This window comes from Cryptosporangium japonicum, assembly GCF_039524755.1.
Taxonomy (GTDB): Bacteria; Actinomycetota; Actinomycetes; order Mycobacteriales; family Cryptosporangiaceae; genus Cryptosporangium; species Cryptosporangium japonicum.
In genome coordinates this window covers 598,736-619,420 of record NZ_BAAAGX010000006.1, presented here as the reverse complement: position 1 = coordinate 619,420, position 20,685 = coordinate 598,736, and the positions used below count along the sequence as shown (strand labels likewise).

Here is a 20,685-nt window from a genome sequence, read left to right as displayed (position 1 = left end):
GAGCCCCATGATCTACCTCGAACCTTCCGCGGAGAACATCATCGACACCCCGGCGAACATCGCCGCCGCCGGGTTCACGCTGGTCAACTCGTGGAAGAAGCTCACCGGTCACCTCGAGCGCCACCCCGGCACGCTGCTGGTGGTGCTCGGCGCCGGCGTCGAGTTCGGCGCGGCCGTCGAGTTCGCCGCCTACCAGCGGGTCAAGAGCCCGGCGATGGGCGTCGTGCTGCTCCGGCGGCAGGTCACCCCCCAGATGCTGGCCGACGCCATGCGCGCGGGCATCCGCGAGGTGGCCGACCTGGACGACCCGGCCGCGATCAAGGCGGCGTGCACCCGGGCCCTCGAGGTGTCACGGGCACTGCGCAGCGCCGTCCAGAGCAACCGCGACTCCAGCTCGGCCGAGGGCAAGGTCGTCACGATCTTCTCCGGCAAGGGTGGCTGCGGGAAGAGCACGGTCGCGACGAACCTCGCCGTCGCGCTCGCCGCGGGCGGCAGTCGCCGGGTCTGCCTGATCGACCTGGACCTGCAGTTCGGCGACGTGGCGATCATGCTGCAGCTCACGCCGGTACGGAGCATCGCGGACGCGATCGGCATGGCCGGCCGGCTCGACGAACCGGGCCTGCGCTCGCTGCTCACCCGGTACTGCCCCGGCGTGGACGTCGCGCTCGCGCCCGCCGGGCCGGCCGAGGGTGAGCACGTCACCCGGGACCTGGTCACCGAGCTCATCAACGTCGCCAAGTCGCTGTTCGACTTCGTCGTGATCGACACCCCGCCGTTCTTCTCCGACCAGGTGCTCTCCGCGCTGGACGTGTCGGACCTCTACGTGCCGGTGGTCACCCCGGACCTGCCGACGCTCAAGAGCGTCCGCCTGACGTTGGACATGTTCGACGTGCTGGAGTACCCGCGCGAACGGCGGCTGGCGCTGCTCAACCGTGCGAACTCGCAGGTCGGCCTCACGATTGCCGACGTCGAGGAAGCGGTCGGCACCCCGATGGCCGTACACATGCCGTCCTCGCGTGACGTGCCGGTGTCGATCAACAAGGGTGTGCCGATCGCGCTCGACGACCCGAACAACCCGGTCAGCCAGGCGATCCGCCACCTCGCGAACCGCTGCGCCGACGTGGACGAGGGGACGACGCCGGTCGAGGTCAAGCGCCGGGTACCGATCTTCGGCCGGAGGAGATAGCCGTGGGCCTCGCCGATCGCCTCCTCGCCAAGCAGCAGAAGCAGGCCGAGGCGGACCTGGACGAAGTCGAGGTCGAGCCGCCGCCACCGCCGTCGGTCTCGGCGGAACCGGCGATGCTGCCGATCGAGAGCCGGCGGCTCGCGGCGAAGAGCAGGCGCACGACGTCCGCGGACGGGAACCGGCTCGACGCGGCCTCGCGCTACCGCGAAGCCGGGCGCCAGATGATCGACCCGATCACCGAGGTGCGCCACCGGGTCCAGCGGACGCTGGCCGAGATGCTCGGTCCGAAGCTCTACGAGCACGGCGCCGAGGACCTCGACCTCCGTGTCCGGGACACGGTCAGCGACCTGCTCGCCCGCGAAGAGACACCGCTGACCGGCATCGACCGCGCCCGGATCATCCGCGAGGTCACCGACGAGGTGCTCGGGCACGGTCCGATCGAGCCGCTGCTGCGCGACCCGAGCGTCAGCGAGGTGATGGTCAACGGACCGCACAAGGTCTACGTCGAGCGACGCGGCCGGCTGGAGATCACCGACGCGGAGTTCAGCGACGAGGCGCACCTGCGCCGGGTGATCGACCGGATCGTCTCCCGGGTCGGCCGCCGGGTCGACGAGTCCAGCCCGATGGTGGACGCCCGGCTCCCGGACGGCAGCCGCGTCAACGCGATCGTCCCGCCGATCGCCTTGGACGGCTCCACGCTGACGATCCGGAAGTTCGCCGTCGAACGGCTGACGATCGACTCGCTCATCGAGTTCGGAACGCTCACCCGCCAGACCGCCGACCTGCTCTCGGCGTGCGTGCGTGGCCGGCTGAACATCGTGGTCAGCGGGGGTACCGGCTCCGGCAAGACGACGATGCTCAACGTGCTGTCGAGCTTCGTGCCGCACGACGAGCGCATCGTCACGGTCGAGGACGCCGCCGAGCTCCAGCTCAACCAGGACCACGTCGTGCGCCTCGAGTCGCGGCCGGCCAACGTGGAGGGACGCGGCACGGTCTCGGCCCGCGACCTGGTGAAGAACGCGCTGCGGATGCGCCCGGACCGGATCATCGTCGGTGAGGTCCGGGACGGCGCCGCGCTGGACATGCTGCAGGCGATGAACACCGGCCACGACGGCTCGCTGACGACGCTGCACTCCAACACGCCCCGGGACGCGCTCGCGCGCCTGGAGACGATGGTGCTGATGGCCGGCATGGACCTGCCGATGCGCGCGATCCGCGACCAGGTTGTCTCGGCCGTGCACCTGATCATCCAGGTCAGCCGCCTGCGTGACGGCAGCCGCAAGGTCACCCACATCACCGAGGTCGCCGGCATGGAGGGCGACGTGGTGACGATGCAGGACCTGTTCCTGTTCGACTACAACGCCGGGGTGGACGCGAAGGGCAAGTTCCTCGGCACGCTGCAGTCCACCGGCCTGCGCCCGGGGTTCATGGACGAGCTCGCCGCCCACGGCGTGAAGCTCCCACCGGACCTGTTCGCGTCACCGGGGCGCGGCCGGTGAGACGGTGGCTGGCGACCGCCGCGGTGATCGCTCTCCTCGGCGCCGCCACGCCTGCCCTCGCCGCTCCGTCGCCGGAGCCGCAGCCGCTCGAACCGAACCGGGCCGGTGGCCCCGCCCTGCAGGTCAGCGGGTTCCGGACGCTGCCGGGCGAGGTGGAGTTCGTGCTCCACCCGGACGGTTTCGCGTCCACCCCGGACCTCTCCGACCCGGAGGTGACCGCGGAGAGCGAGGGCGGGCTCGCCGCGACGACGAGCGAACTCCCGGAGTCGTCGGCCGACCCCAACCGCGCGGTCGTGGTGGTCCTGCGCGCCGAGGACGACCTCGACACGCTGCGCGCGGCGATCGCCCGGTACGCGGTGAACGCGCCGGACGGGGTCGCGATCGGACTGGTGGCGATCGCCGACCGCCCGGTGAACCTGATCGCACCCACCACCGACCGCAACGACTTCCTGGCCGCGCTGGCGCGCAGTACCGGGGCCACGTCCGGCGACCTGCCCGGCGCGGTGGCCCAAGCCGACGCGCTGCTCGTCGGCGTGCCCGGCACCGAGCAGTACCGCGATCGCCGCATCCTGGTCGTGACCAGCGGCGACGCGCCGGAGACCGCGACCGCCGGCACGATCGGCGCCCGGATGGCGGCCGGCGGCCGACCGCTCGACGCGGTGACGGTCGGGACACCACCGGAGTCGGTGGCCACGATGGTCGCCGCCACCGGCGGTTCGATCCGGACGCCGGAGTCGGCGAGCGGGGTCCGGGCGGCGCTCGACCGGGCCTCGGCCGAGCTCGCGGCCGCGGTGCTGGTGCGCGCGGCCGTGCCGTACACGTTGTCCGGGCGTACCGCGGAGCTGAGCGTCGCCGGTGGAGGCGTCACGGCCGCGGCCACGCCGGTGAAGTTCGCGGTCGACCCGGACGCGATCGGCGCCGCCCCGGTTCCGGCGTCGGTGACCGGTGGTTCGATCTGGAGCCTGCTCGTCGGCCTGATCGCGGTGAGCGCGCTCCTGGTCTGGTTCGCGGTCCGGGTGCTCGCGCCCGCGATGGCCGGGAACGAGGGCCGTCGCGCGATGGCCAGGCTCCAGCGGATCCTGGAACATCCGCGTGGCGGCAAGCGCCGGTCGCGCTTCTCGGTCGTGACGCTCTCGGGCAAGGCCGCGGACGTCGTCAGCAAGGTGCTCACCAACCCGCAGCGGCGGGCGAAGATCGAGCTCTCCCTCGAGCGCGCGGGCAGCTCGATGACGCCGGACCAGTGGGTCGCGCTGCGGATCGCGATCTGCGTCGGGCTGATCGTCGTCCTGGGGTTGATGTTCGGACTGCTGCCCGGCCTGGTGGTGGGGTTCGTCGGCGGCCTGTTCGGCACCCGCACCTGGCTGCGTGTGCGCGCGGCCCGGCGCGCCCGCGCGTTCGCCGAGCAGCTCCCGGACTCGCTGCGTATCGTCGTCGGTTCGCTGCGCTCGGGCTTCTCGCTGCACCAGGCCATCGACTCGGTGGCCACGGAGGGTGACGGCCCGGTGGCGGCGGAGTTCCGCCGTGCGCTGGCCGAGATCCGGCTCGGCGGTGACCTCGAAGAGGCGCTGGAACGGGTCGCCGAACGGAACAACAGCCGGGACATCACCTGGCTGGTGATGGCGCTGCGCATCCAGAGCGACGTCGGTGGGTCGCTGGCCGAGGTCGTGGAGACCACTGTGGAGACGATGCGTGAACGCGGCCGCCTCGAACGGCACGTGCGTGCGCTCTCCGCCGAGGGGCGGCTGTCCGGGAACCTCCTGCTCGCCCTGCCGATCGGCGTCGGCGGGTTCATGTTCCTCATCCGCCGCGACTACGTACGGCCGCTCTACACGACGACGGTCGGACTCATCATCCTGGCGTCCGCGGCCCTGCTGATGGTCGTCGGTGCGGTGTGGATCCGGAAGCTGGTCAAGGTGGAGGTGTAGCGGTGACCTTCGTCCTGCTGGTCTCGCTGCTGGCGGTGATGGCCGCGGTGATGGTGATGGCCTGGTCGTTGACCGTCACGCTGCGGCCGGGCGAGAAGCTGCTGCGTTCGCTGGAAGCGTTCGAGATGGTGCGCCGCGGTGCGGTGCCGGTCGCCCAGCGGTCGCTGACCGAACGGGTCCGCATCGTCGCGCGACGGCAGTGCGGCATCCTCGGCAGGGCCCTGATGCTGCCGAACTCCGAGGTCAGGCTGAGCAAGCAGCTCTCGTTCGCCGGTAACCCGCCGGACTGGCCGATGGACCGGGTGATCGCGGCGAAAGGTGGCGTGGCGATCGTCGGGCTGTTCCTGGGTCCGTTCTTCGGCAACGCGTTCGGCGGCGGCAGCGGGGCGGTGCTCGGTCTGATCCTCGGCCCGATCGGCGGCTTCCTGCTGCCGAACCTGCTCGTCTACAACGCCGGGACGAAACACCAGGCGAACCTGCAGAACACGCTCACCGACGTGCTCGACACGATGGTGATCAGCGTCGAGGCCGGCCTCGGCTTCGACGCCGCGCTGGCCCAGGTCGCCGCGAACGGGCGCGGTCCGTTCGTCCGCGAGATCGTGCGTGTGCTGCAGGAACTGCAACTGGGGCGCTCGCGGTCGGAGGCGCTGCGCGCGATGGCGGCACGCACCACGGTGGTCGAGATCCACACGTTCGTCCGTGCGGTCGTGCAGGCCACCGACCGGGGCATCCCGATCGCCGGGGTGCTGCGTGAACAGGCGCACGAGATGCGCCTGCAGCGACGTCAGCGGGCTGAGGAAGCGGCGCAGAAAGTGCCGGTCAAGATCCTGCTCCCGGTGATCTTCTGCCTGTTCCCGGCTCTGTTCATGGTGGTCATGGGGCCGGCCGTGGTGAGGATCGCCAACATTCAGTGGTGATCGTCGCTGCCGTCGTCGGGCTCGGGTGCGGTCCGCTGCTCCGGGCCGGGATCGCCCGCTACGCGGCGACCCCCCGGTTCGGCGTGGTCGAGGTGGTGGCCGCGCTCGGGCTGGTGCTCGTCGCCTGGGGACTCGCGCGGGCCTCGATCTGGGTGCAGCTCGCCGCGGCCTGGCTGGTGCTCTGCGGCGTCGTGCTGGCCTTCGTCGACGTGGCGGTCCAGCGGTTGCCGAACCCCTGGACCGGCGCCGCGGCCGCCGGGGTGTTCGTGCTGCTGGCGGCGGAGCGGGACCCGGCCCGGCTGGGACGTGCGGTGCTCTGCGGCCTCGCGGCCGCGGGCTGGTACCTCGTGCTGGCGTTCGTCATGCCGGCCGGCATGGGGCTGGGTGACGTGAAACTCGCGTTCCCGCTCGGGCTCGCGCTGGGCTGGTGGGGCGGCACGGTGGCCCTGCTGGGGGTGGCGTCGGGCTTCCTGCTGCACGGCCTGCTGACCGTCGTGCTCCTCGTCACGAAGCGAATCGGACGCCGCGGACAGCTGCCGCACGGACCCGCGATGATCGTCGGGGCGGTGACCGTCCTGGCCCTTTTGGGCGGTTGAGAGCACTTTAGTGCAAGTTACCGAGTGTAACGAAAGTTCGGCTGATGCGGGATCGTGATCGCGGGGCGTGATCTCGTTAACCCAATGGCCACTCACCTGTGCAGAGACGGTTAATTCGGCAACTTGCGGTGTTCACCGTCCGTTCATTTGGCCCCGGGGAGCGCGTCACTTTCGCTACCTAGCGTTCCGAACGACCGGCGAGGTAGCCGGCCCCAGAGGACTGGGTCTGTACCCCTCGGAGGGACTTGAACGTGAAGCTGTACCGCACTGGCGCCTTCGCCGGGATCGCGCTGGCCAGCCTGCTCGCTGTTTCCGCTTGTGGATCGGACAACGTCGACTCGGCGAGCTCCGACTCCAGCTCGGGCAGCAGCAAGAACCCGAACTGCGCCGAGGGCCAGATCTCGGCCTCCGGCTCGTCGGCCCAGAAGACGGCCATGAACGCCTGGACGACGGCCTACGCGAAGGACTGCGGCGCGCAGATCAACTACGCCGCCACCGGTTCCGGCGCCGGCGTCACCGACTTCACCGCGGGCAAGGTCGCGTTCGCGGGGTCCGACTCGTCGCTCAAGGACGACGAGCAGACCGCGGGCGACACCCGCTGCAAGACCGGCAAGGCCATCAACATCCCGGGTATCGCCACCGCCGTCGCCATCGTGTTCAACGTGAACGGTGTCGACAAGCTGTCGCTCGACCCGGCCACGATCTCGAAGATCTTCCAGGGCCAGATCACCAAGTGGAACGACCCGGCGATCGCCAAGACCAACTCGGGCGCGACGCTCCCGGCGACCGCGATCTCCGTCGTCTTCCGGTCGAAGGACTCGGGCACCACCGACAACTTCACCAAGTTCCTCGACGCGCAGACGCCGGAGACCTGGAAGCTCGGCACCGGTAAGGGCTGGAAGGGCACGGCCGGCACCGGCGCGCCCGACTCGGCCGGCGTCGTCTCGGCCGTGACCGGCAAGGACGGCTCGATCGCCTACGTCGACGCCCCCGACGCCAAGAAGAACAACCTGAAGTCGGCCGGGATCGACACCGGCAACGGTGCGGTCGAGATCTCCGACGACACCGTGGGCAAGGCCATCGCCGCGGCCGAGCAGGACTTCGACGGCAACAACCTGAAGCTGAAGCTGAACTACGGCCTCAAGGAAGCCGGCGCGTACCCGGCCGTGCTGGTGACCTACGAGATCACCTGCGAGAAGGGCCTCGCGGCCGACCAGGTCGCGCTGACCAAGGGCTTCCTGGGCTACCTGCTCAGCGACGCCGGCCAGACCGCTGCCGCCGACGCCGGTTACTCGAAGCTGCCGGCCGAGCTGCTGACCAAGGCGCAGGCTGCCGCCGCCGCCATCGCCTGACGTTGCCTGACCGTTCGTTCCGGGCCGGGTGAGGACCGAGAGTCCTCGCCCGGCTCGGGCGCGTGCAGGTTGTTTCCAGCCCCTGGCCTCACGGCCGCTGTCCAGAGGATCTAAGTCATGGCTGACCCCTCCACGAAACCAGCCACCGCCACCGTCACACCCCCGAAGTCGCCCGCCCCAGGCGATTCCGGCCTCGGTTCCCAGAAGTCCACCCGAGGTGGCGACGCGGTCTTCAAGTTCATCTCGACGGGCGCCGGGGCGGTCCTGCTCGCGATCATGGCCGCGATCGCGGTCTTCCTGATCTACAAGTCCATCGACGCGTTCACCAACAACGACGGCAACTTCTTCACGACGAAGGAGTGGAACCCGGACCCCTCGACCCAGGGCGGCCCGTCGGTCTTCGGTATCGCGGCGCTGACGTTCCACACGGTCGTCACCGGTCTGATCGCGATGATCATCGCGGTCCCGGTCGCGGTCGGCATCGCGCTGTTCATCACGTTCTACGCGCCGCGCCGCCTCTCGCAGGGCCTGGCCTACCTGGTCGACCTGCTCGCCGCGGTGCCGTCGGTCGTCTACGGCCTGTGGGGTCTGTTCCTCCTCGTGCCGAACATGACCGGCCTGACGCTCTTCCTCGACAAGTACCTCGGCTGGATCCCGCTGTTCGCGTACCGCCCCGACGACATCCCGGGCAACCGCTCGGACTTCACCGTCGGCATCGTGCTCGCGGTCATGATCCTGCCGATCGTCGCCGCGATCACCCGCGAGGTGTTCCGCCAGGTTCCGCCGGCCAACGTGGAGGGTGCGCTGGCACTGGGGGCGACCCGCTGGGAGATGATCCGGCTCTCGGTGCTGCCGTTCGGCCGCGCCGGCATGGTCTCGGCCGCGATCCTCGGCCTGGGCCGCGCGCTCGGCGAGACGCTCGCGGTCACGATCATCCTGGCCAGCGCCTACAACGTCAGCATCCACATCACCGAGAACGGCGGCGTCACGTTCGCGTCGAACATCGCGAGCAAGTACGACGAGGCCGGAACGATCGGAACCAGCGCGCTCATCGCCTCCGGTCTCTGCCTGTTCGTCATCACGCTCGTCGTCAACTCGCTGTCGCAGCTGATCGTGCGCCGCAAGAAGGTGTCCTGACATGGCTACTCTCCAGGCTTCCCCGTCCGAGGTGACCGCGAGCAACCTGCGTGGGCAGAAGCTGCCCAACTGGGCGCCGTGGGCGATCGGCCTCGGCTCGATCGTGATCAGCGGCCTGATCTTCGGCCTGACCGGTGACAGCTTCAACAAGGCCCGGTTCGCGGTGCTCGCCGCGCTGCTCTTCGTCGTCATCCTGACCGCCACCAGCTTCGCGGTCGAAGGTCGCCGGCAGGCCGTCGACCGGCTGTTCACGACGTTCGTCTACTCGGCGTTCGTGCTGGCGGTCGCCCCGCTGTTCTCGATCATCTACTACACGCTGTCGCAGGGCATCGGCGTCATCGACGGCGGCTTCCTCTCCCGCTCGATGTTCACGATCTCCGAGGACAGCTTCGGCGGTGGCGCGTACCACGCGATCATGGGCACGCTGATCGTCACCGCGATCGCGGCCGTGTTCGCCGTGCCGATCGGTGTGCTGACTGCGGTCTACCTGGTCGAGTACGGCGACGGTAAGCGGTTCGCGAAGGCCGTCAGCTTCTTCGTCGACGTCATGACCGGCATCCCGTCGATCGTCGCGGGCCTGTTCATCTTCACGTTCTGGCTGCTCACGCTCGGCTTCCAGAAGTCCGGGTTCGCCGGCGCGCTCTCGCTGGTCATCCTGATGCTGCCGGTCATCGTCCGCTCGACGGAGGAGATCCTGCGCCTGGTGCCGCACGAGCTGCGCGAGGCGTCCTACGCGCTCGGCGTGCCGAAGTGGAAGACGATCACCAAGATCGTGCTGCCGACCGCGTTCAGCGGCATCGTCACCGGCGTCATGCTGGCGATCGCCCGCGCGATGGGGGAGACCGCGCCGCTGCTGCTGCTCGTCGGGGTCCAGGCGAAGATCAGCTTCGACCCGTTCAACGGACCGATGTCCACGCTGCCGACGTTCATCTACTCGCAGCTCGGCTCCGCGGCCGGCAACCCCGACGCGCCCGGCACCGCCCGTGCGTGGGGCGCGGCCGTCACCCTCATCGCAATCATCATGATTTTCAACCTGCTCGCCCGGTTCGTCGGGCGCTTCACCCGAGCCCGCGGCTGAGAAAGGTCAGATCACAATGTCCAAGGGACTCGAGGTCAAGGACCTCAACATCTACTACGGCAGCTTCCTCGCGGTCGAGGGCGTGTCGATGTCGATCGAGCCGCGCTCGGTCACCGCGTTCATCGGCCCGTCGGGCTGCGGCAAGTCCACGGTGCTCCGCACGCTCAACCGCATGCACGAGGTCATCCCGGGCGCGCGGGTCGAGGGCAAGGTGCTGCTTGAGGGCGAGGACATCTACGGCTCCTCGGTCGACCCGGTGAACGTCCGCCGCACGATCGGCATGGTGTTCCAGCGCCCGAACCCGTTCCCGACGATGTCGATCTACGACAACGTCATCGCCGGTCTGAAGCTCCAGGGCCGGCAGAAGAAGAGCACGCTCGATGAGACCGTGGAGCGTTCGCTCCAGGGCGCGAACCTCTGGAACGAGGTCAAGGACCGGCTCAAGAAGCCCGGCTCCGGCCTCTCCGGTGGTCAGCAGCAGCGTCTGTGCATCGCCCGGGCGATCGCGGTCGAGCCCGACGTCCTGCTGATGGACGAGCCGTGCTCGGCGCTGGACCCGATCTCGACGCTCGCGATCGAGGACCTGATCCAGCAGCTCAAGACCGAGTACACGATCGTCATCGTCACCCACAACATGCAGCAGGCCGCGCGGGTCAGCGAGCGGACCGGCTTCTTCAACCTCTCGGCGGTCGGCAAGCCCGGCAAGCTCGTCGAGATGGACGACACCCAGAAGATCTTCACCAACCCGACCGACAAGCGCACCGAGGACTACATCACCGGCCGCTTCGGCTGACCGTCCCCCTCTTTCATCAGGAGACCCCCGTGCGGGATGAATTCCGTCGTGCGCTCGCGACCGCCGAGGACACCCTGGCCGAACTGGCCGACCTCGCCGCGGCCGCGGTCGCACAGGCGACCGTGGCGCTGCTCGACGCGGACAAGGATGCCGCGGAGAGCTCACTGGAGCAGAACCAGGCGCTCCGGACGCGTCTGACCGAACTCGAGAACAACGCGTACAACCTGCTGGCGCTCCAGGCGCCGGTGGCCTCGGACCTCCGTGTCCTGGTCACCGTGGTGCGGCTGGGCGCCGACGTGGAGCGGATGGGGTCGCTCGCGGCCCACATCGCCGAGACCGCGAAGCGCGGCAGCACGGTCCCCGAGCCGCTGACGCCGATCTTCCGCCAGATGGGCGAGGTCGCCCAGCAGATGGCGATCGACGCCGGTGCCGCGCTGCGCTCGCGTGACACCGCGGACGCCGCCCGCCTCGAGGCCGACGACGACACCGTCGACCGGCTCCGGCTGGAGCTGTTCGGCCAGATCGCCGGCGAGTGGCCGTACGGTGCCGAGACCGCCGCCGACGTGGCGCTGGTCGGCCGGTACTACGAGCGGTTCGCCGACCACGCGGTCGCCATCGCCGACGCGGTGGTGTACCTGGTCACCGGCGCGGTCGCCGAGTAGCTGAATCCCCGGCCCGGCTCGTCGACCTGGTTCGACGGGCCGGGCCCGGGTATGGTCCTCGAACCTGGGGCGAGGGGTAGTGGGGTGCGCGAGGGATTTCACGGCCAGCTGACGGCGATCCGCGGTGCGCTGGGCGACATGACCGACACGGCGGCGACCGCGATGGAGCGGGCCACCGTGGCGCTGCTCGGCGCCGACCTGACCGTCGCCGAGGGCGTGAGCGGGTTGGCCACTCAGCTCGACGCGGCCCGCCGGGTCGTCGAGGACCAGACCTACGAGGTGCTCGCACTGCAGCAGCCGGTCGCCAGTGACCTCCGCACGATGGTGATGGCGATCAAGGTCGGCGGCGACATCCATCGCATGGGGACGCTCGCCCAGCACGTCGCGAAGGTCGCGGTGCGGCGTCATCCGGGGTTCGCGGTGCCGGACGAGCTGTTCCCGCTGATCCGGAAGATGGGTGACGTCGCGGTGCGGATGGCGCAGAGCGCCGGCGCCGTGCTGCACTCCACCGACGCCGCGGACGCCGGGCGTCTCTCGATCGACGACGACGCGATGGACGGCCTGCGCCGGGCCCTGTTCCGGACGCTGCTCGACAACTGGTCGTACGGCGTCGAGTCGGCGATCGACATGGCACTGCTCGGCCGCTACTACGAACGCTTCGCCGACCACGCGGTAGCCATCGCCGACGGCGTCGTCTACCTGGTGACCGGCGAGATGCCGAGAGAACCCGACGAGAAGCTCAGCTAGGTCAGACCGTCGAGGTCGATCTCGATCGGGAACGGCACGGCCGTGCTGAGCCGCCCGGTGAAGACCTGCTCGACCCGGTAGCCCTCGTCGCCGGGCTCGCTGAACACGTGCACGGTGAGACGCTCGGCTCCCACGGCCTCGCTCTCGACCCGCCAGAAGTGCGGAATGCCGGCGTCGGCGTAGACGACGGGCCTCATGTTCCGATCCCGCCGCCGGGATTCCGGAGCCACCATCTCGGCAACGAGTGTGATCTCCCTGACGGACATCGGCCGAGTTGTCAGCGGCACGTCAGCACCGAACACCACCAGGTCGGGCGCGACGTAATCCAGCGGTTCGAGGTTGAGCAGCACATCGATCCTCGACTCCAGTTGCCACTCGGCCGGGAGCTGCGATTCCAAGGCGGCCGCCAGGTGGCGGACAAACCGGTTGTGGACAGGGGCCGGACTCGGGTTGATGGTCAACGCGCCATCAATGACCTCGGCCCGGCAGCCCTCGGGTAGGCGCTCGACGTCGCGAAGCGTCCAGACGCCTGACATCGGTTGGTGCTCGGGATGGGGCGGCATGATCACGTGGCCCATCGTATCGAAACTCAATGGGACGAGTGCATGAGAATTAGAACATGATTGCGTGGAGGATTGACTCCAGGGCGGCGGCTACCAGGGCGGCGGCGGGGATCGTGAGGACCCAGGCCGTGACGATGTTCGTGGCCACGCCCCAGCGCACCGCGGAGAGCCGCTTCGTCGCGCCGACGCCCATCACCGACGAGGTGATCGTGTGCGTCGTCGAGATCGGCACGTGGAACACGTACGCCGTCGTGTAGAGCACCGCGGCGGCGGCGGTCTCGGCCGCGAACCCGCGCGGCGGGTCGAGGTGGATGATCCGCCGTCCGAGCGTCCGCATGATCCGCCACCCACCGGCGTACGTTCCGGCCGCGAGCGCCAGCGCCACCGCCAGGATCACCCACAGCGGCACCTCGAAGCCGGTGTGGTACCCGCCGACGACGAGCGCCAGCACGATCACGCCCATCGTCTTCTGGGCGTCCTGGAGGCCGTGCCCGAGCGCCATCGCCGCGGCCGACGCGGTCTGCGCGTACCGGAACCCGCGGCTCATCTTCGCCGGGTGCGCCCGGCGGAACGCCCAGAGGATCCCGAGCATGAGCAGGTAACCGAGGCCGAACCCGACGATCGGGGAGAGCACCATCGGGATGACGACCTTGTCGACGACGCCGGCCCACTTGACGATCGCGTCGGACGAGAGCGCCGCACCGACCAGACCGCCGATCAGCGCGTGCGAGGACGACGAGGGCAACCCGAAGTACCAGGTGATGAGGTTCCAGACGATCGCGCCGAACAACGCGCAGAACACCAGCAGCAGACCTTCACCGCCGCTGGGCGCGGAGACGATGCCCTCGCCGACGGTCTTCGCGACGTCGGTGCCGAGCAGCGCACCGGCCAGGTTGGCGACCGCCGCGAGGATCAGCGCGGCGCGTGGCGTCAGCGCGCGGGTGGAGACCGAGGTGGCGATCGCGTTCGCCGCGTCGTGGAAACCGTTTGTGTAGTCGAACGCCAGCGCGATGACGATGATCGCGATGACCGGGAGGAGTTCCACCGGTCAGGACTCCTTGACCGCGATCGTCTCGACCGTGTTCGCGACGTGCTCGAACGCGTCGGCGGCCGCCTCGAGCTCGTCGGCGACCTCCTTGAGCTTCATCACCGTCAACGTGTCGTACTCGCCGCTGAACAGCCGGACCAGCAGCATCCGGTAGGCGTGGTCGCCCTCGTTCTCGATCTGGTTGGCCTCGATCCAGTACGCCTCGAGGTCCTTGAGCGACTGCAGGCGCGGCATCGCCGACGCGGTGAGCTTCGCCGCCCGGCTGAGCGTGTCGATCAGCTCGTGCATCTCGCGGGGCAGCGCGGGAAGCGTGGACAGCCCGTACAGGTAGATCAGGTTGCCCGCGGCTTCCATGTGATCCATGACGTCGTCGAGCAGCGAGCCCAGCTGGTAGATGTCCTCGCGGTCGAACGGGGTCACGAACGTGCTGTTCAACTTCCGCAGCAGAGCGTGCGTAACCTCGTCGTTGGCGTGCTCGACGTCCTTCATCCGATCGGAGATCGACTGGAAGTCGGGTGTGGGCAGGCTGAGCTCTTCGAGGATCTCCGCGCCCTTCACCAGGTTGTCGGCAGCCTGGCTGAAGAAATCGTAGAACGCGGTCTCGGTGGGGCGGAGCCGGAAGCGCACGTGAACCCCTGGTGACGTCGAGGTGTCGGAAACTTGTACTGCGAGAAGATGCTAGGTACACGCTCTGCGGCGCAATGCAGCGGGCGCCCGTGAAGCGAACTTGGCGGGTGTCATTCGGCATTGTCGTCATAATCAGTATTTTCGTGCTTTTTCTTCCTAATGATGATGTTCCCTCAGGCTTCCCTCCCGGAACCGACAAATTGGTTCATAGTGCGCTTTTCGCCGCGCTGGCGCTGACCGGTCTCCGTGCCGGGGCGCGGGCGAGATGGCTGGTACCGGTGCTGGTGGCGTACGCCGTCGGGTCGGAGATCGGGCAGTCCGTCCCCGCGCTCGGCCGATCATCCGACCCGCTGGACGTTGTTGCAGATTGTGTCGGCATCGTGATCGGGTGGCTCTGTTCGGTGAACATTCGTCGGACCTCGCGTTAACGCGGGTCGGGACGGGCCGGGACGGCTGAATACTGGTCCCGTGGGGGAATCGATCCAGTACAGAGCGGTCGTTGATCTGTTCAGCGGCCGCGTACCGGCTCATGAGCTGACCGCGGGGCGGAGCGTTCACCCGCTCCGGATGATCGAGCTGGCGGCCGGGTTGCCCACGCCGCTGCACCTGCCGCTCCACCCCGACGCGCTGCTGAACGACCCCGGGCTGCCCGACGCGATGGCCGAGCGCTGCGCCGCCACCCGGCGTGCACCGGACACCGTCACCGTGCTGCTCGCCGAGCGGTACTGCATGACCGACGTGGTGAGCCTGCGCCGCCGGTGCGCGGCGCTGCGTCGGCTCGGCTTCGCGATCGGCGTCGACGACGTCGGTGCGCTGCACGGCTCGCTGTCCGTGCTCGCCGCGATCCACCCGCAGGTCGTCAAGGTCCACCACACGCTGGTCAGCTCGATCGCCGAGTACCCGGAGGCGTCCGCGGTGATCGAGGCGGTCGTGCTCTTCGCCCGCAAGATCGGTGCGACGCTGACCGCCACCGGCGTCGAGTCGGACGCCACGATCACCGCGCTGCGCTCGCTCGGCGTCGCCTACGGCCAGGGTGCGGCGCTCGGTGGCGTCGACGCGCAGTGGCGTGACGTCGTCGCGGTTCCGCCGCTGCTCGCCACCGACCGGCCCGCACCCGGCGCCGACGACCGCGCTGGCGACGCGTTCGAGGGTCAGACCATCCGTGAGCTGCTGCGCCGGGCCATGGTGGCCTCGGTCGAGGCTTCCGGCGACGAGATCCGCGACGTGTTCGGCCTGGACGAGGACCTGCTGACCGTGGTCCTGCTGGACGAGTCCGGCCACATCGCCGGGGTCATCCCGCGGGGAACGTTCATGCTGGCGGCCAGCGGGCCGTTCGGGCACGCGCTGCACGCCCGGCGCGGTGTGCTCCAGCACGCGGTGCAGCCCCGGCTGGTCGCGGCCGACACGCCGGTGTCGGAGGCGATCCGGCTGGTCACGTCCCGCTCGCGCAGCCGGGTCTACGACGACCTGGTGGTCGCCGACCGCGACGGGCGCTGCGTCGGCATCGTCCGGGTCGCCGACCTGCTGACCGCGTCGCAGCGCAACCAGGTCGACGTCGCGATCTCGCTGGATCCGGTCACCGAACTGCCCAGCGGCAAGGTCGTCGAGGAGACCGTCCGGCGCCGGCTGCGTGACCCGGGCGGCGTCGCGATCTCGTGGATCAGCCTCGACCGGGAGTCCGTCGTCGAGGCCGAGGGCTTCCTGGCCGGCAACGCGTTGATCGTCGAGGCCGCGGCCGTGCTGCGCCGGGTCGCCGCGTCGATGGGCGGCGGTTGCTGGTTGGGGCACTTCGGGGCCGGCGCGTTCGTGATGCTCACCGATCGGACGGCGGTGGATCGGACGATCCGCTCGCTGCTCGACGTCCGTCCGGAGGATCGTTACGGGCGCCCGGTGGACCTTACGGTGGCGACGCTCGACTGCCCGCCGGCGTCGGCGGCCGTGGATGTGACCGGTCTCTCGCTCCGGCTGGCCGAGCTGATGCGACATGCCCACCAATTGGGGGGCACGGCCTGGACCGCCGGCTCCGCAGCGGAGCCGGGGATTCGCGTTCCGTACGCGACCCGACCGGTTCTCACGGGTACCGGCCCGGGCCAGGCTTAAGCCCTTCTCAAGCCTCTTCGCCTGGTGGCGAACGCGTGGTTGGATTCCACGGTCACGTGTGAGTTAACGGGGAACTGGAGTTTTCGCGATGGGTCAGCCCGAGGCACCCGGATACCAGCCCGGCTACGGGGGCAACCCGGGTTACGGCCCCAACCCCGGTTACGGCGGTGCTCCCCAACCCGGCGGTGCTCCCGGTTACCCCGGGGCTCCGAGCTCCGGTGGCGCCCCCGGCTACCCCGGAGCGCCGAGCTCCGGCGGTGCTCCCGGCTACGGTGACCCGAACGCCACCTACCCCGGCGCGCCGAGTTCCGGTGCTCCCGGCTTCACCGGCAACCCCGCGTACGGGCCGCCTCCCGGTTACGGCGGCAACTCCGGCTTCGGCGGGCCTCCGCCGCCGTCGGGTCCGCAGGGCCCGAAGCGCAACGTCGGTCTGATCGTCGGCGCGATCGTCGCGGCGGTCGTGCTGATCATGATCGCCGGTGGCGTCATCGCAGCGGTGTTCATCTCCAACCGCGACGACCCGTCCGACGACCCGACGGTCTCGATCAGCGACGCCGCCCCCACCGGCGGTGCCCCGCAGAGCGACAGCGACGCCGGCTCCGACCCGGGGACCGACTCCACCGCTCCCACCAGCGGCAAGGGGTCGATCGGCAAGCCGATCCGCCAGGGCGACCTGGTGATCACGGTCACCGGCGCGCCGCGCTGCGGCGTCAAGACGGTCGGTGAGGGCTACGGCGTCTACGAGACCCAGAAGGGCCAGTTCTGCCTGATCGACCTCAAGTTCGAGAACACCGGTAAGAAGGCGCTCAAGCCCAAGGACTTCGGCACCTACCTGATCGACGAGCAGGGCGGCGAGACCTACGTCGACTTCTCGTCGTACAAGGCGAACCCGGACGGCAAGCAGCCGCTGTTCGAGAACATCTACCCGGGCAAGAGCGCGGTCGGCATCATCGTCTTCGACATCCCGGCCGACCAGAAGCCCGCCGAGCTCAAGATGAACCCGGTCGGCGACTACTCCGACGAGATCCTGATCTCGCTGAAGTAGGGGCCTGTAGGCTGAATCCCGTGGGTGGATGGGTAGGCCAAGTCATCCAGGTCATCAATTTGGTGGTCCTGGTAGTCAGCCTCGGTCTCGAGGCGTGGGCGTTCGTGCATGCGCTGATGCAGAAAGCAGAGGCGTTCCCGGCCGTCGAGACGCTGCAGAAGGGTGTCTGGCTGGCGCTGATCGGCGGCACGATGCTGGCATCCCTGCTGTTCTTCGCCTTCGGCATGCTGTTCGCGATGATCGCGTTGATCGCGGCACTCGTGTACCTGCTCGACGTCCGGCCGCGCATCCGCGAGATCAGCGGCGGCGGTAGCCGCTGGTAGGCGTCGGTCGCACCGATGGCCTCGATTGGATGGTCACCGGCAGCGGCAGCCCGGTCACCGTGTTCGCACACGGGTTCGGTGGTGGCATCAACGACACCCGGCCGCTCGGGTCGGGTGTCGTCGGCACCCGGGTGTTCCTCGCGTTCCGCGGCCACGGCACGTCGGGGCCGCTGCCGCCCGGCTGGGACTACGGCACGCTCGCGGACGACGTCCGCCGGGTGGCCGATCCGCACGGCGCCACCCGCGCGGTCGGCGCCAGCCTCGGTGCCGGTGCGCTGACCAGGCTGATCGCCGACGACCCGGAGCGCTTCGAGCGTCTCGTGCTGTTCCTGCCCGCCGTACTCGACCGGCCGCGCCCGGTCGAGGCGCGCGGCCGGTTCGTCGCGCTCGCCGACGCGCTCGACGCCGACGACGAGGACCGCCTGGCCTCGGTGGTGGCGCTCGAGGTGCCCGACGACCTGGCCGGCACCGCGGCGGCACGCACGTACGTCCGCCAGCGGACGATCGCGCTGGGCGCACCCGGCCTCGCCGCGGCCCTGCGTCGCCTGCCCGGGCTGACCGCCGTGCCGTCGGCCGGGGCGCTGCGTGCCGTGCGCGCGCCGGTGCTGGTGATCGGCGCGGTGGGTGATCCGCTGCACCCCGCGACCGTCGCCGAGGAACTGGCCGACGCCCTGCCCGACGCCACGTTGCACGTCTACTCCGAGCCCGGGCCGCTCTGGAACCAGCGCGCCGACCTGCGCCGCCGGATCAGCGAGTTCCTGGCGTGAGCCGGGCGGCGACCAGCTTCTCCGCGGTGACGTCCGGGGCTTCGCCGGCGGCGTAGATCTCGGTGAGCGTGTCACCGATGCGTTCGATGCGCCGGGCGACGACGTCCTCGGGCTCGCGGTAGAGCTCGGAGGCGACCGCGTGGACGATGCCGCCGGCGCTGGCGACGTAGTCCGGGGCCCAGAGGATTCCTCGCTCGTGCAGCAGCCCGGCGACCGCGGGTTCGGCGAGCTGGTTGTTCGCCGGGCCGACGACGGCACGGCAGCGCAGCGCGGGTACCAGCTCCGCGGTGAGGATCCCGCCGAGCGCGGCCGGGATCACCACGTCGACCTCGGCGGTCAGCGCGTCGCCGGGCCGGCTCCAGCGCGCGCCCAGCTCCGCGGCCAGCGTTTCCGCGTCGGGCCGGACGTCGGAGACGACCAGGCGGGCTCCGGCGGCGGCGAGGCGCCCGGCGACGTCGGCGCCGACCGAGCCCAGACCCACCACCGCGAACGTGTGACCGCCCAGCTCGGTGTCACCGTCGAGCCGGGCGACCGTGGCCCGCAGCGCCGCGATCACCCCGGCGGCCGTCCCGGGCGACGAGCTCCCGCTGCCCCCGTGCGCCGCCGGGCGGCAGAACACGTGCGGCGTGCGCTCGCCGATCACCACCATGTCGTCCGGGCCGGTGCCGACGTCGGGCCCGGTGCCGTAGCGCCCGTCGAGCGCCTCGATCGTGTCGCCGACGTCGTGGAGCAGGGCCCGCCGGGTGTCGGCGTCGACGTTCACCCCCGGCGGGAGCGGTACGACGGTCTTGCCGCCGCCGTTGGCCAGCCCGGCCAGCGCGTTCTTCGCGGTCATCGCGGCCGAGAGCCGCAGTGCGTCCTCGACGCCGTCGCGCCAGTCGTCGTAGTGCCAGAGCCGGCAGCCACCGAGCGCCTGGCCGAGCACGGTGGAGTGGACCGCGACGACGATCGGGAGCCCGGTGCGCCGACCGGCCCGGACGTGGAGTTCTTCGTGCGTGAACATGCGCCGAAGCTAGGCGTTGGAACGGCACCTGAACCGGAACGCCGAACGAAATTCGGATCCTGGGGCACAATCCCGGTCGTGGACGAACTCGATTCGGCGATCCTGGCCCATCTGCAGCGCGACGCACGGCAGACCAACCGCGAACTCGCCGCCGCGGTCGGCATCGCGCCGTCGACGTGCCTGGAGCGGGTGCGTGCGCTCCGCGCGTCCGGCGTGCTCACCGGCTTCCACGCCGGCGTGGACCTGGCCGCGCTCAACCGGCACGTGCAGGCGCTGATCTCGGTGCAGGTGCGGCCGCTCAACCGCGGCGTCATCGAGGGCTTCAAGAGCTACGCGGCGGCGCTGCCGGAGGTGCTGTCGGTGTACGTGGTCGCCGGCCGCGACGACTTCCTGCTCCACGTCGCCGTGCCGGACGTCGACGCGATGCACAACTTCCTGATGGACCGGCTCAGCGGCCGCCGGGAGGTCGTCGGCTTCAACAGCTCGGTGATCTACCAGCACACCCGAAACCCGGTGATCACCCCGCTAGCGGATCAGCACCCGGGGTAGCTCGGGGTTGCCCTCGATCGTGAGCACCGAGAGCGGCACCCGGCCCCACAGCACCAGCAGCAGGTCGCTGGCCGTGCCGCTGACCGCGCTCTGGGCGTGCGGTGAGTCGTCGAACACCGTGCCGGTGTCGAGCAGCGAGATCCCGACGCCACGCAGGCGCACCGCCCAGTGCGCGTCGGCGTCGGTGGTGCGCAGCGTCACGACCCCGCGCTGGCCCTCGGGGTCCCAGTCGTGCTTGGACGGCAGCCAGGTGTCGAGCACCTCGTCGACGCCGTCGACCGCCAGCCGGGTCTCGATCGACTCGGTCAACGCCGCGCCCGCGCCGAGCTGGGCGTCCCAGCGGTGCACCGCGGTCTCGTGCGCCATCCGGCGGAACCAGAACTTCGCGGTCTTGTCCTGCACGATCGACCAGTTCCACGCCGGCGAAGCCGGATCGGTGGACTCGAGCGCGGCCAGGATTAGGCGGAACGACTCGTCCCACCACTCGATCACGGCCGGCCCGGCCGGAGCCGCGCTCGGATCGATCGCGCCGCCGGGGTCGGACGTCACGCCGCGGCCCACGTGCGCACCGTGGCGCCGGTAGACCGCGCCGAGGTGCGCCACCAGCTGGCCCACGTTCCACTCCGGACAGGACGGCACCGGCGAGTCGAGCGTCTCCGGGGTCAGCGCCGCGCGGAAGGCAGCGCCTTCGCGCCGCAGACTGTCCAGCCAGAACTCCGCGTTCGGGCGGCTGTCGCTCATGTCGCGTCCTGTCGTGGTGGGTGCTTG

21 protein-coding genes are annotated in these 20,685 nt (G+C 70.2%); 16 read left to right on the top strand and 5 right to left on the bottom strand.

The window, feature by feature from the left end; translation table 11 throughout:
- Positions 1–7 precede the first annotated feature (7 nt).
- From ABD437_RS07810 to phoU (ABD437_RS07760), 11 genes are all read left to right on the top strand, one after another.
- On the top strand, positions 8–1,186 hold the full coding sequence (locus tag ABD437_RS07810) for a CpaE/TadZ family protein (protein WP_344648050.1): 1,179 nt from the start codon (positions 8–10) through the stop codon (positions 1,184–1,186).
- 2 nt (positions 1,187–1,188) lie between these two features.
- Positions 1,189–2,685 (top strand): TadA family conjugal transfer-associated ATPase, encoded by a 1,497-nt coding sequence (locus ABD437_RS07805; protein ID WP_344648049.1) that lies wholly within the window; start codon positions 1,189–1,191, stop codon positions 2,683–2,685.
- Positions 2,682–4,610: a type II secretion system F family protein gene (locus ABD437_RS07800; RefSeq protein WP_344648048.1), complete on the top strand. Its 1,929-nt coding sequence runs from the start codon at positions 2,682–2,684 to the stop codon at positions 4,608–4,610. The genes ABD437_RS07805 and ABD437_RS07800 overlap by 4 nt, the downstream gene beginning before the upstream one ends.
- Positions 4,611–4,612: 2 nt before the next feature.
- Positions 4,613–5,527, top strand: coding sequence for a type II secretion system F family protein (locus tag ABD437_RS07795; protein ID WP_344648047.1), 915 nt, complete (start codon positions 4,613–4,615; stop codon positions 5,525–5,527).
- Positions 5,524–6,123 carry a prepilin peptidase gene (locus ABD437_RS07790; RefSeq protein WP_344648046.1) on the top strand — a complete coding sequence of 200 codons (600 nt, stop codon included), beginning with the start codon at positions 5,524–5,526 and terminating at the stop codon, positions 6,121–6,123. Before ABD437_RS07795 ends, ABD437_RS07790 begins: the two co-directional genes overlap by 4 nt.
- A gap of 251 nt (positions 6,124–6,374) precedes the next feature.
- On the top strand, positions 6,375–7,475 hold the full coding sequence (gene pstS, locus ABD437_RS07785; RefSeq protein ID WP_344648045.1) for a phosphate ABC transporter substrate-binding protein PstS: 1,101 nt from the start codon (positions 6,375–6,377) through the stop codon (positions 7,473–7,475).
- Between the two features lie 117 nt (positions 7,476–7,592).
- A complete protein-coding gene (gene pstC / locus ABD437_RS07780; protein ID WP_344648044.1) occupies positions 7,593–8,612 on the top strand; it encodes a phosphate ABC transporter permease subunit PstC in 1,020 nt (339 codons plus the stop codon).
- 1 nt (position 8,613) lies between these two features.
- On the top strand, positions 8,614–9,690 hold the full coding sequence (gene pstA, locus ABD437_RS07775) for a phosphate ABC transporter permease PstA (RefSeq protein WP_344648043.1): 1,077 nt from the start codon (positions 8,614–8,616) through the stop codon (positions 9,688–9,690).
- 16 nt (positions 9,691–9,706) lie between these two features.
- The gene (gene pstB, locus ABD437_RS07770) at positions 9,707–10,483 is read left to right on the top strand and encodes a phosphate ABC transporter ATP-binding protein PstB (RefSeq protein WP_344648042.1); all 777 of its coding nucleotides are present in this window, start codon (positions 9,707–9,709) and stop codon (positions 10,481–10,483) included.
- A gap of 29 nt (positions 10,484–10,512) precedes the next feature.
- Positions 10,513–11,145 (top strand): phosphate signaling complex protein PhoU, encoded by a 633-nt coding sequence (gene phoU / locus ABD437_RS07765; protein WP_344648041.1) that lies wholly within the window; start codon positions 10,513–10,515, stop codon positions 11,143–11,145.
- Between the two features lie 84 nt (positions 11,146–11,229).
- Positions 11,230–11,892 (top strand): phosphate signaling complex protein PhoU, encoded by a 663-nt coding sequence (gene phoU / locus ABD437_RS07760; protein ID WP_344648040.1) that lies wholly within the window; start codon positions 11,230–11,232, stop codon positions 11,890–11,892.
- Here the strand turns inward: phoU (ABD437_RS07760) and ABD437_RS07755 are convergent.
- The 3 genes from ABD437_RS07755 to ABD437_RS07745 are packed head-to-tail and all read right to left on the bottom strand — an operon-like array spanning position 11,889 to position 14,130.
- Positions 11,889–12,455, bottom strand: a complete 567-nt coding sequence (locus tag ABD437_RS07755; protein WP_344648178.1) for a Uma2 family endonuclease — start codon at positions 12,453–12,455, stop codon at positions 11,889–11,891. The genes phoU (ABD437_RS07760) and ABD437_RS07755 overlap by 4 nt on opposite strands.
- Before the next feature lie 49 nt (positions 12,456–12,504).
- Positions 12,505–13,500 carry an inorganic phosphate transporter gene (locus ABD437_RS07750; protein WP_344648039.1) on the bottom strand — a complete coding sequence of 332 codons (996 nt, stop codon included), beginning with the start codon at positions 13,498–13,500 and terminating at the stop codon, positions 12,505–12,507.
- A 3-nt stretch (positions 13,501–13,503) separates the two neighbouring features.
- Positions 13,504–14,130 carry a DUF47 domain-containing protein gene (locus ABD437_RS07745; RefSeq protein WP_035858443.1) on the bottom strand — a complete coding sequence of 209 codons (627 nt, stop codon included), beginning with the start codon at positions 14,128–14,130 and terminating at the stop codon, positions 13,504–13,506.
- A 567-nt stretch (positions 14,131–14,697) separates the two neighbouring features.
- Here ABD437_RS07745 and ABD437_RS07740 point away from each other — a divergent pair.
- From ABD437_RS07740 to ABD437_RS07725, 4 genes are all read left to right on the top strand, one after another.
- The gene (locus ABD437_RS07740; RefSeq protein WP_344648038.1) at positions 14,698–16,230 is read left to right on the top strand and encodes an EAL domain-containing protein; all 1,533 of its coding nucleotides are present in this window, start codon (positions 14,698–14,700) and stop codon (positions 16,228–16,230) included.
- Between the two features lie 88 nt (positions 16,231–16,318).
- Positions 16,319–17,275 carry a DUF4352 domain-containing protein gene (locus ABD437_RS07735; protein WP_344648037.1) on the top strand — a complete coding sequence of 319 codons (957 nt, stop codon included), beginning with the start codon at positions 16,319–16,321 and terminating at the stop codon, positions 17,273–17,275.
- Positions 17,276–17,295: 20 nt separating this feature from the next.
- Entirely contained in the window at positions 17,296–17,598 is a 303-nt protein-coding gene (locus ABD437_RS07730) for a DUF2516 family protein (protein ID WP_211247865.1), read from the top strand.
- 29 nt (positions 17,599–17,627) lie between these two features.
- A complete protein-coding gene (locus ABD437_RS07725; protein ID WP_344648036.1) occupies positions 17,628–18,365 on the top strand; it encodes an alpha/beta fold hydrolase in 738 nt (245 codons plus the stop codon).
- Here ABD437_RS07725 and ABD437_RS07720 read toward each other — a convergent pair.
- Entirely contained in the window at positions 18,346–19,368 is a 1,023-nt protein-coding gene (locus ABD437_RS07720) for a Glu/Leu/Phe/Val dehydrogenase dimerization domain-containing protein (protein WP_344648035.1), read from the bottom strand. The two genes, ABD437_RS07725 and ABD437_RS07720, sit on opposite strands and share 20 nt — an antisense overlap.
- A gap of 78 nt (positions 19,369–19,446) precedes the next feature.
- On the opposite strand from ABD437_RS07720, the gene ABD437_RS07715 reads away from it, so the two are divergent.
- Positions 19,447–19,917, top strand: a complete 471-nt coding sequence (locus ABD437_RS07715) for an Lrp/AsnC family transcriptional regulator (protein WP_344648034.1) — start codon at positions 19,447–19,449, stop codon at positions 19,915–19,917.
- Here the strand turns inward: ABD437_RS07715 and ABD437_RS07710 are convergent.
- The gene (locus ABD437_RS07710) at positions 19,894–20,658 is read right to left on the bottom strand and encodes a maleylpyruvate isomerase family mycothiol-dependent enzyme (protein WP_344648033.1); all 765 of its coding nucleotides are present in this window, start codon (positions 20,656–20,658) and stop codon (positions 19,894–19,896) included. The two genes, ABD437_RS07715 and ABD437_RS07710, sit on opposite strands and share 24 nt — an antisense overlap.
- Positions 20,659–20,685: the final 27 nt, after the last annotated feature.

Bases quoted from the DNA above. Each gene is read 5' to 3' on its own strand.
- ABD437_RS07810 (WP_344648050.1), top strand. From the start codon at position 8: ATGATCTACCTCGAACCTTCCGCGGAGAACATCATCGACACCCCGGCG.
- pstC (WP_344648044.1), top strand. From the start codon at position 7,593: ATGGCTGACCCCTCCACGAAACCAGCCACCGCCACCGTCACACCCCCG.
- pstA (WP_344648043.1), top strand. From the start codon at position 8,614: ATGGCTACTCTCCAGGCTTCCCCGTCCGAGGTGACCGCGAGCAACCTG.
- pstB (WP_344648042.1), top strand. From the start codon at position 9,707: ATGTCCAAGGGACTCGAGGTCAAGGACCTCAACATCTACTACGGCAGC.
- ABD437_RS07755 (WP_344648178.1), bottom strand. From the start codon at position 12,455: ATGCCGCCCCATCCCGAGCACCAACCGATGTCAGGCGTCTGGACGCTT.
- ABD437_RS07740 (WP_344648038.1), top strand. From the start codon at position 14,698: ATGATCGAGCTGGCGGCCGGGTTGCCCACGCCGCTGCACCTGCCGCTC.
- ABD437_RS07735 (WP_344648037.1), top strand. From the start codon at position 16,319: ATGGGTCAGCCCGAGGCACCCGGATACCAGCCCGGCTACGGGGGCAAC.
- ABD437_RS07725 (WP_344648036.1), top strand. From the start codon at position 17,628: ATGGTCACCGGCAGCGGCAGCCCGGTCACCGTGTTCGCACACGGGTTC.
- ABD437_RS07720 (WP_344648035.1), bottom strand. From the start codon at position 19,368: ATGTTCACGCACGAAGAACTCCACGTCCGGGCCGGTCGGCGCACCGGG.
- ABD437_RS07710 (WP_344648033.1), bottom strand. From the start codon at position 20,658: ATGAGCGACAGCCGCCCGAACGCGGAGTTCTGGCTGGACAGTCTGCGG.